Origin of the sequence: Adlercreutzia equolifaciens, assembly GCF_029076695.1 — a bacterium.
In the GTDB taxonomy this organism is placed as follows: domain Bacteria; phylum Actinomycetota; class Coriobacteriia; order Coriobacteriales; family Eggerthellaceae; genus Adlercreutzia; species Adlercreutzia equolifaciens_A.
On the sequence record NZ_JARFIK010000265.1, the window covers coordinates 1 to 316 of the forward strand.

General features: G+C 61.4%; 1 protein-coding gene. It reads right to left on the bottom strand.

Annotation, left to right across the window (positions count from 1 at the left end; genetic code table 11):
* Positions 1-306: SDR family oxidoreductase (locus PZH32_RS12345; RefSeq protein ID WP_275208543.1), on the bottom strand; the 306-nt coding region annotated here is incomplete at its 3' end.
* Positions 307-316: the final 10 nt, after the last annotated feature.

The window sequence follows — 316 nt, forward strand, 5'->3', positions numbered from 1 at the left end:
CATAACGAAGCGTCGCACGCCGGCGCGCTTGCAGGCCTCGATGAGCTTGACAGCGCCGAAGGCGTCGGTTTGCAGCAGATCGGCGCCGCTGGAGCCGGCCACAAAGTACACGGTCTCGCAGACCTTTACCGCTCCGGTCATGGTGTCGACATCGCTGTGGAAATCAAAGGTTACTGGGTGGACGTGGTCGCTGTAAGGAGTCAGGGGATGACGGCTGGCAGCCACCTCCTCGTGCCCTTCGTCGGCCAAAAGGGATACCAGAACCTGCCCCACGCGCCCAGAGGCGCCACCTACAAATACCTTCATAACATGCCTC